The following is a 9130-nucleotide window of genomic DNA, read 5'->3' on the forward strand; positions in this document are numbered from 1 at the left end:
CTGATGGTTTTTTTCACTTGGTAATACTTACTTGGTAGTGATGAGACACCTACCAAGCAACTATTACCAAAGAATAAGACCAGGAGAACCGTCCCCACGTCCCACCCACGTCCTACATAAAAACGCTTGCATATTTTGAAATTCTTATTATAATACTTGTATACAAGTATTCTTGTATTATAATAGGCAGGTGAACTTATGATAGATTCAAAGGAATTTTTATATCCCGAAAAGAGCCTTTCAAAAGCTTCCGCTGGTGAGCGTGTAGCATGCGAACTTAGAATGCGTATCATTTCTGGCACAATTGAAAGCGGCACCATCCTCTCGGAAAATAAATTAGCTGCAGATTTTGCTGTGAGCCGATCACCTATTCGTGAATCATTAAAAATCCTAGCAGCTGAAAATCTCATCCGATTAGAAAGAATGGGTGCAATTGTTATTGGTTTAACAGAAAAAGAAATACAAGAGATATATGATGTCCGGCTTCTAATTGAAACATTTGTGTTTGAACGTATTATCAAGATGGACACAGTTCAACTCTCAAGAGAACTTAGTAAAATACTAGAAATGATGAAAGTTGCGATAAAATATCGTGATGCTGACGAATTTGCCCTGCAGGACGTCTTATTTCATGAAACGATTATCCGGTCTATTAACCATTCCTACATGCTGATGATTTGGAATAATTTAAAGCCTGTTATGGAATGCTTAATTCTGTTATCGATGCGTTTACGTATAAAAGAAGAGTTTGAGGACTTTACAAGAATTATAAGAAATCATGAGATTTATATAGAAGCGATAGAATCTAAGAATCGAGAGCTCATGCTTGAATCTTTACATCTAAACTTTGATGATGTTCAAGTTCAAGGAACAGTAGATGACCTATGGATGTCACAACAAATGCTGGCTAAAGGAGCTGTGCAAAAAAATGACTAGCTACATGTTAGGTGTAGATATCGGTACAACAAGTACCAAAGCAGTACTATTTACGGAAAAAGGCAAAGTCATTCAGGTAGAGAATCATGGGTATCCACTTTACACACCGGATATGTCTACAGCCGAACAAGATCCGAATGAGATATATCATGCTGTTTTACAAGCGATTACAAATATTACGAAACGCCATTCTGATAAAAAACCAGCTTTCATTTCATTTAGCAGCGCCATGCATAGTGTCATTGCGATGGACGAAAACGACCAGCCGCTGACGCCTTGTATCACATGGGCAGATAATCGCAGTGAAGCTTGGGCTCATAAAATAAAGAATGAGTTGAATGGGCACGAAATCTATAAGCGAACCGGAACACCGATTCACCCCATGTCGCCATTAACGAAAATCGCTTGGATTGTTAATGACCGACCTGAAATCGCTGACAAAGTGAAAAAATATATCGGAATTAAAGAATTTATTTTTAAAAAGTTCTTTGACCAATATGTTGTCGATCATTCCCTCGCATCATGCATGGGTATGATGAATCTCAAAAACTTGGATTGGGATGAAGAAGCATTAAACATTGCCGGTGTTACGCGTGATCAATTATCTGAGCTCGTTCCTACGACTAATACATTCAGAAACTGTAATCCTGACATAGCCAAACAAATTGGTATCGATCCACAAACTCCTTTTGTCATTGGTGCCAGTGATGGAGTCCTTTCCAATCTGGGTGTCAATGCGATTGAAAAAGGCGAGATTGCCGTCACCATTGGGACAAGCGGTGCGATTCGAACAATTATTGACAAGCCGCAGACTGATGACAAGGGTAGAATATTCTGCTATGCCCTAACCGAAAAGCATTGGGTTATTGGCGGTCCGGTAAACAATGGTGGAATGGTCCTTCGCTGGATTCGGGATGAATTTGCCTCTTCCGAAGTAGAAACGGCGAAAAGATTAGGAATTGATCCATACGAAGTATTAACCAAGATTGCCGAACGCGTAAGGCCAGGCTCAGATGGATTGTTATTCCATCCCTACCTCGCAGGTGAACGCGCGCCGTTATGGAATCCTGACGTGCGTGGATCATTTTTCGGTTTAACTCTGTCACATAAGAAAGAACATATGATTCGAGCAGCGTTAGAAGGTGTTATTTACAATTTATACACCGTTTTTCTAGCATTAACAGAATGCATGGAAGCTCCTGTTACCCGAATCCAAGCAACGGGAGGCTTCGCAAGGTCGGAGGTTTGGCGGCAAATGATGTCCGATATATTCGAATCAGAAGTTGTCGTTCCTGAAAGCTACGAAAGTTCATGCCTGGGTGCTTGTATTTTAGGACTCTATGCAACTGGAAAAATCGATTCTTTTGAAGTTGTTTCTGAAATGGTTGGCAGCACCTTTACACATACACCTGAAGAAGTAGCCACAGAAGAATACAGGCAATTGCTGCCGATCTTTATTCACTTATCAAGAGTATTAGAAGAAGATTATACACGGATAGCCAATTATCAAAGAAAGCTTACAAAACACAACTAGATTAAATCTTGGAGGATATACAAAATGCCATTAGTTATTGTAGCAATTGGAATTGTAGCATTACTTATATTAATCATGGGTTTAAAATTAAACACGTTTGTTTCATTAATCATTGTATCGTTCGGTGTTGCATTAGCACTTGGAATACCACTAGCGGAAGTCGTTAAAACCATTGAAGCAGGATTAGGCGGAACTCTTGGTCACTTAGCGCTAATCTTTGGACTTGGAGCGATGTTGGGTAAGTTAATCGCAGATTCAGGCGGCGCGCAGAGAATTGCGATGACCCTTGTTCACAAATTTGGTGAAAAAAATATTCAATGGGCAGTCGTAGCAGCCTCATTCATTATCGGTGTTGCACTATTTTTCGAAGTAGGATTAGTATTATTAATTCCAATCGTCTTTGCGATTTCAAGAGAATTAAAAGTTTCGATTCTATACCTTGGTATTCCAATGGTAGCAGCATTATCCGTGACACATGGTTTCTTACCGCCGCACCCAGGACCAACTGTTATTGCGGGTGAATATGGCGCGGATCTTGGTCAGGTTTTACTTTACGGTTTCATTATTGCGATTCCAACCGTTATTTTAGCTGGACCTGTATTTACTAGATTAGCGAAAAAATTAGTGCCTGCATCCTTTACCAAAACTGGCAGCATTGCCTCTTTAGGTGAACAAAAAACATTTAAACTTGAAGAGACACCTGGATTTGGTATCAGTGTATTTACCGCTTTACTTCCTGTTATTTTGATGTCAATTGCTACGATTATTACTTTATTGCAAAAAACAATTGGCTTTGAAGATAATGGTTTACTAGCAACTATCCGTTTTATTGGTGATGCTGGTACTGCCATGTTGCTTTCCTTATTATTTGCGGTCTATTCAATGGGATTAGCAAGAAAGATTCCAATGAAAGATATTATGGAATCTTGTACACAAGCAATCTTGCATATTGGAATGATGCTCTTAATTATTGGTGGAGGCGGAGCCTTCAAACAAGTATTAATCACTGGCGGTGTAGGTGACTATGTTGCTGAATTATTCAAAGGAACTTCATTATCCCCCATCTTGCTTGCTTGGATTATCGCTGCGATCTTACGGATTGCATTAGGATCTGCCACTGTTGCGGCTTTGACAACAGCTGGTTTAGTTATTCCGATGTTAGGACAAACGGATGTTAACCTTGCTTTAGTTGTACTAGCAACAGGTGCAGGAAGTTTAGTCGCTTCACACGTTAACGATGCTGGTTTCTGGATGTTTAAAGAGTATTTTGGTTTAAGCATGAAAGAAACATTCGCAACATGGACATTGCTTGAAACGATTATTTCCGTAGCTGGATTAGTGTTTATCCTATTATTAAGCTTATTTGTATAATCATTCAGGGCAGTAAAACTCCTCTTTTTGAGAGGGATTTTACTGCCTATTCATCTTAGATTAAAGGAGTAGATATAGATGTTGAATACAATTGGTGTTATTGGTTTAGGGGTTATGGGTAGTAATATTGCTTTAAACATGGCAAGTAAAGGGGAACAAGTAGCTGTCTATAATTACACGAGAGATTTAACGGACCAACTTGTGGAAAAACTTGAAGGACAGTCGATTACACCTTACTACGAAATTCAGGATTTCGTACAGTCTTTAGAGACTCCGAGAAAAGTATTTGTTATGGTTACAGCGGGAAAGGCGATTGATTCTGTGGTTAGCTCATTAATACCATATCTTGAAGACAGCGACGTGATTATGGATGGCGGTAACTCCCATTATGAAGATACGGAACGTAGATACGATGAGTTAAAGTCTAAAGGAATCGGATATTTAGGGATTGGAATTTCCGGCGGTGAGGTGGGTGCATTAACAGGACCATCGATTATGCCAGGCGGTGATAAAGACGTTTATGAAAAAGCAGCACCGATTCTTACAAAAATAGCTGCCCAAGTGGACAATGCCCCTTGCTGTGCTTATATGGGTCCAAAAGGTGCAGGTCACTTTGTAAAAATGGTACATAACGGAATTGAGTATGCAGATATGCAATTAATTGCAGAAGCCTATACTTTTTTAAGAGAAAGGTTACATTTATCCGTTCATGAAATTGCCGACATCTTTGAAAGCTGGAATCAAGGTGAATTGAAAAGTTATTTAATCGAAATTACGGCAGAAATTTTACGAAAAAAGGATGAATTTACAGGTTTACCGCTCATTGATGTGATTTTGGATAAAGCTGGCCAAAAAGGCACTGGTAAATGGACCAGTATCCAAGCCATCGATAACGGCATCCCAGCATCGATTATTACAGAGTCATTATTTGCCAGATACATCTCTGCTTTAAAAGAGGAACGGGTGCATGCCCAATCGATTCTAACTGGCCCTAAGAACGGACAGCCACAATTGGATAAAAATGAGTGGATTGACAACATTAGACAGGCCTTATACATGGGGAAAGTATGTGCCTACGCACAAGGATTCACCCAATATAACATGACTTCCGAACTTTTCGGCTGGGAATTACCGTTGAAGGATATTGCGCTGATTTTCCGTGGCGGCTGCATCATTCGTGCAGAATTTTTAAATGTAATAAGCGAAGCCTATCGAGCAGAACCAAATCTGGCTAATCTATTAATCTCTCCATATTTTGCTGAAAAGGTTATTGATTACCAAATGGGCTTGCGAAAAGTGGTATGTGAAGGGATTAATTCTGGTATTTCGTTCCCATGTTTAAGTGCTTCCCTTACCTATTTTGATAGTTATCGAAAAGGAATCACTAATGCTAACCTTTTACAGGCACAACGTGACTATTTTGGTGCACATACTTATGAACGCAACGATTTAGCTGGAGTCTTTCACACAAACTGGAATTAAACAAAAAAAAACCGAGGGGACGGTTCTCCTGGTCCAAAAGACCAGGAGAACCGTCCCCTCAATTATTTATTATGCAGCTTTCTGAATGGAATTGATATATTCCTTCCCTTTTTTCGAGTCGAATCTGCCTTCCCATTTAGACATGACGATGGCTGCTAATGAGTTTCCGATTACGTTAACTACGGTACGAGCCATATCTAGAATTCTATCGATACCTGCGATAAACGCTAGTCCTTCTAGTGGAATGCCTACTGTTCCTAATGTAGCTAATAGCACAACAAAGGAAACACCTGGTACTCCTGCAATTCCCTTCGATGTAACCATCAACACTAACATTAAGGAAATTTGTTGTGAAATACTTAAATCGATTCCATACATTTGCGCTATGAAAATAGCGGCTAGTGCTTGATACAGGGTAGATCCATCTAAGTTAAAGGAATAGCCTGTAGGAACGACAAAGGAAACAACGTCCTTTGGACATCCGTATTTCTCCATTTTTTCCATCACTTTTGGCAAGACGGTTTCTGAACTAGCTGTAGAATAGGCCAAAATCAGTTCGTCTTTTAAAATCTTTACAAGATGAAGTAAACTCGCTCCACATAACTTCGCAATGCCACCTAAAATAACAATGATAAAGAATATCATGGTTCCATAAACGCTAATCACTAATTTACCTAGTGGAATTAAGGACTCTACACCAAATTTTGAAACTGTTACACCTATTAAGGCAAATACGCCAAATGGGGCAAATTTCATAATCTGATTTGTTACCCAAAACATTGCATCTGCTGTACCTTGGAAGAACGCCAGAACCGGTTTTCCTTTTTCACCGATGGCAGCAATTCCTAAACCAAACATAACGGCAAAGAAAATGATGGCAAGCATGTCCCCTCTTGCTAAAGCATCGATGATATTACTCGGAATAATATTGACAAAGGTATCAGCAAAACTATGACTGGTTGCTTCACTTGTTGCATCAACGTACTTTTGAATATCACCTTTTGCCAGCTTAGACATATCCACACCTACTCCAGGCTTGAATATATTCGCTGCTAATAATCCTACGATAATCGCGATCGTTGTAACAATTTCAAAATAAAGAATGGTTTTCCCACCGAGTTTCCCTAACTTTTTCATATCCCCGGTTCCTGCAACCCCAATAATAAGCGTGGAAATAACGATTGGAACGACAATCATTTTTATCAACCGGATAAAGATATCCCCGACCGGCTGTAAATAGGTACTAACCGCAGGGTTTCCGTAAAAAATGGCCCCAACAATAATCCCCAAAACCAACCCAACAAGAATTTGATAAGCTAAACCAAACTTGATCTTTTTCATCAAATAACCTCCCCTTATTTTCTTATGAAAGCGCTTCATTAATTTTCTGTAAATCTAAAATGTATAGTAATAATACGGGGACCTTATTGAATCCTACAGAATCCGACATGAGTGAATAGATTTGTAATCTTTTTTTAATCTCCAGATAAAAAAATCCCTTCTCTTTTCTAAAGAGTTGGGAAAAATTTTCTTATGAAGGTTGATTATATTTTTCTACCGTTTCAAGGTATAGAACTTGGAGGAACTTTTTTATATTAATTTTCACCTTCGATGTTACATTATTATTTGAATCTACTTCTTTCATTCGCACCCTTATTTCTTGAAAATCGAAATAACGGGGGGCATAATATTCAAATTTGGGGTTGGTATAATCGAAGGTTCCTAACGCAGCTAAGTTGTTAAGTGCTGCCATAATAGCTCTGCGGATACGCTGTTCGATTGATTTCGTTTCTTTTTTAATATCTTTTTTAGAACTGCAAATCGCTTCGTATAATTCCTTAAGAGGGGGCAATAATGCAGAGGAATCTTTACGATATAGTAAATATTCCATGATTAGTACCATATCCTCACTGCCTGCTTCGCCAATAATCCCCATATCATTTAATATAGAATGGACGATTTCCTTCACACTTTTTTGTTTGGAGGTAAACTTTGCTGATTCCACGTATGCCAGCGATTCACGAATGGTCATTAACGATTGTTTTAGGCGAAATTGCTCTGAAGTTTTTTTCAGAATGCTTTGTACTTCTAACCGATTGATCGGTTTATGTATAAAGAATTCAATCCCCTTTTCATAGGCTTCCCCCACCATTTCCTTATTGACAACTTGAGAAATCATGATAAATTGTCCTTGAAATCCTTGTTGCCTTAAGTGTTCAATCGTTTCAATTCCGTCCAGTTTTGGCATTAAAAAGTCGATTAAGACCACATCAGGATGGATCGAAAGGACGGGTGATAGTGAATCAACACCAGATCCTGCTTCGCCAACTACTACTCCAAGGCTGCCCTCTAAAATGATTTTCTCTAGCATTCTACGACTTGCTGTATCATCATCTACAATAAAATAGCGCATGTTCCTTCACCTCTTTCTAATGTTTTCAGTAGGCAGCATGATATGAAAGGTAGTCCCTTCCCCGGTCTGTGATTCTACTTTTATTTGCCCATGAAGTGTTTGTACAATTTCATCGACATGCGATAGACCAATGCCTGTTGCGGCAACGCCATGATCATTGAATTTGGTTGTATAGCCCGGCTCAAAGATGATAGATAAATCCTTTTCAGGAATTCCATTTCCGGAATCTTTTATGATAAAAGAAATGAACTCAAATTCCTCATTTATTTCAATATCAATTTTCCCCTTTTCTTGTATGGCTTCAACCGCATTCGCAGTCAGATTATTCAATAATGCCAGAAGTTGGATTTGTTGATGCGTAATAAAATCAGTGGTCATTTTCAAATGAATGAAAATCTTCTTCCCTAACATGGCACTATATTTTTCATTAGCTGAAACCACAAATCCTAAAACATCAGATAGAAAAAGGTCATCGTTACTTTTTTGTATTGTTATTTTCGATAGACCTGAAAGAATTCGCTGTGAATCTTTTTTCACTTCATGTATTTCTTGAGCGATGAGCAAGGCTTGTCCACTCAATTCACGCTGATTACTTTTCTTTAATTTCCGATATAATTCATGGCTGGATGCCGTAATTTGTTCGATATGATTCAGTGATTTCTGTAAATAGAGAGTCTCCGAATACAATCCCGAACCAACTTCAAGCATTTCTTGCATTCGCTTTTTTTGTTCTGAAACCGTGATGGAGCTATAAATCCCCACTACAAAGTAACTTCGCAGTAAGGCTACTCCAAATAATAATGCCCAGTCTTGATAGCCTAAATTTGCATGGGTCTGAAACAAGGCACGTATGATATGCTCTATGCCGTTACCGATAAACTCGATACCTGCAGCAAAAGAACCTAGGAGAAGGGGAAACGTTTTGTATTTCTCTATTTGAATGATGCTAAGACCCAATCCAAATAGGAAGTAAAACAGAAAGGCCGGCAGATGATGCTTGATGCTTGCAACGATATAGTCTGGCTCCACCATGATTTCCCCAAGAATACGGAAACAAACCACGAACAAACCCGTGAAGATCCCCGTTCGAACCAATGAAGCGGGAGGATGAATAAGAATAATGAGAAAAAAAGTAATACTCCCTAATCCAAAACGAAAAGCCTCTCCATTGAAAGGAGTCACTTTGAGTTCACTGGCGAGGGCTGTTAAAAGAGCCGTAAGCAGTAAGGATACCCATTTAGACTTAGTAAAAAACAACTTGAAAAAGGAATAGGAAGAAAACATTTATGACTCCTCTAAAGAATAATGGTTTACTATAAATATTCTAGACAAAAAAGATAAGCTAGACAAGGGGCTGACCGTGGGGACGGTTCTGCTGGCCAAAAAAGGCCGGC

Annotated in this window: 7 protein-coding genes; 4 read left to right on the forward strand and 3 right to left on the reverse strand. The window is 38.9% G+C overall.

Annotation, left to right across the window (positions count from 1 at the left end; all coding sequences use genetic code 11):
- Positions 1-198 precede the first annotated feature (198 nt).
- The 4 genes from CHI06_RS28635 (at position 199) to gnd (ending at position 5323) form a co-directional block, all read left to right on the forward strand.
- A complete protein-coding gene (locus tag CHI06_RS28635; RefSeq protein WP_095252022.1) occupies positions 199-936 on the forward strand; it encodes a GntR family transcriptional regulator in 738 nt (245 codons plus the stop codon).
- A complete protein-coding gene (gene gntK, locus CHI06_RS28640; protein ID WP_095252023.1) occupies positions 929-2470 on the forward strand; it encodes a gluconokinase in 1542 nt (513 codons plus the stop codon). The genes CHI06_RS28635 and gntK overlap by 8 nt, the downstream gene beginning before the upstream one ends.
- Before the next feature lie 24 nt (positions 2471-2494).
- Positions 2495-3841, forward strand: a complete 1347-nt coding sequence (locus tag CHI06_RS28645; RefSeq protein WP_095252024.1) for a GntP family permease — start codon at positions 2495-2497, stop codon at positions 3839-3841.
- A 78-nt stretch (positions 3842-3919) separates the two neighbouring features.
- Positions 3920-5323: a decarboxylating NADP(+)-dependent phosphogluconate dehydrogenase gene (gnd, locus tag CHI06_RS28650; protein ID WP_095252025.1), complete on the forward strand. Its 1404-nt coding sequence runs from the start codon at positions 3920-3922 to the stop codon at positions 5321-5323.
- 69 nt (positions 5324-5392) lie between these two features.
- Here gnd and CHI06_RS28655 read toward each other — a convergent pair whose 3' ends face one another.
- From CHI06_RS28655 to CHI06_RS28665, 3 genes are all read right to left on the reverse strand, one after another.
- Positions 5393-6664: a cation:dicarboxylate symporter family transporter gene (locus CHI06_RS28655; protein WP_095252026.1), complete on the reverse strand. Its 1272-nt coding sequence runs from the start codon at positions 6662-6664 to the stop codon at positions 5393-5395.
- Positions 6665-6854: 190 nt separating this feature from the next.
- The gene (locus tag CHI06_RS28660; RefSeq protein WP_095252027.1) at positions 6855-7736 is read right to left on the reverse strand and encodes a response regulator; all 882 of its coding nucleotides are present in this window, start codon (positions 7734-7736) and stop codon (positions 6855-6857) included.
- A 6-nt stretch (positions 7737-7742) separates the two neighbouring features.
- Complete coding sequence (locus CHI06_RS28665; protein ID WP_095252028.1) at positions 7743-9020, reverse strand: ATP-binding protein; 1278 nt, start codon at positions 9018-9020, stop codon at positions 7743-7745.
- Between the last annotated feature and the right edge of the window lie 110 nt (positions 9021-9130).

Origin of the sequence: Bacillus sp. 7884-1 (genome assembly GCF_002272245.1) — a bacterium.
Classification (GTDB): Bacteria; Bacillota; Bacilli; order Bacillales; family Cytobacillaceae; genus Neobacillus.

What these genes read in the sequence shown, in the direction of transcription:
- CHI06_RS28635 (WP_095252022.1), top strand. Translation starts at nt 199, where the DNA reads ATGATAGATTCAAAGGAATTTTTATATCCCGAAAAGAGCCTTTCAAAA.
- gntK (WP_095252023.1), top strand. Translation starts at nt 929, where the DNA reads ATGACTAGCTACATGTTAGGTGTAGATATCGGTACAACAAGTACCAAA.
- CHI06_RS28645 (WP_095252024.1), top strand. Translation starts at nt 2,495, where the DNA reads ATGCCATTAGTTATTGTAGCAATTGGAATTGTAGCATTACTTATATTA.
- gnd (WP_095252025.1), top strand. Translation starts at nt 3,920, where the DNA reads ATGTTGAATACAATTGGTGTTATTGGTTTAGGGGTTATGGGTAGTAAT.
- CHI06_RS28655 (WP_095252026.1), bottom strand. Translation starts at nt 6,664, where the DNA reads ATGAAAAAGATCAAGTTTGGTTTAGCTTATCAAATTCTTGTTGGGTTG.
- CHI06_RS28660 (WP_095252027.1), bottom strand. Translation starts at nt 7,736, where the DNA reads ATGCGCTATTTTATTGTAGATGATGATACAGCAAGTCGTAGAATGCTA.
- CHI06_RS28665 (WP_095252028.1), bottom strand. Translation starts at nt 9,020, where the DNA reads ATGTTTTCTTCCTATTCCTTTTTCAAGTTGTTTTTTACTAAGTCTAAA.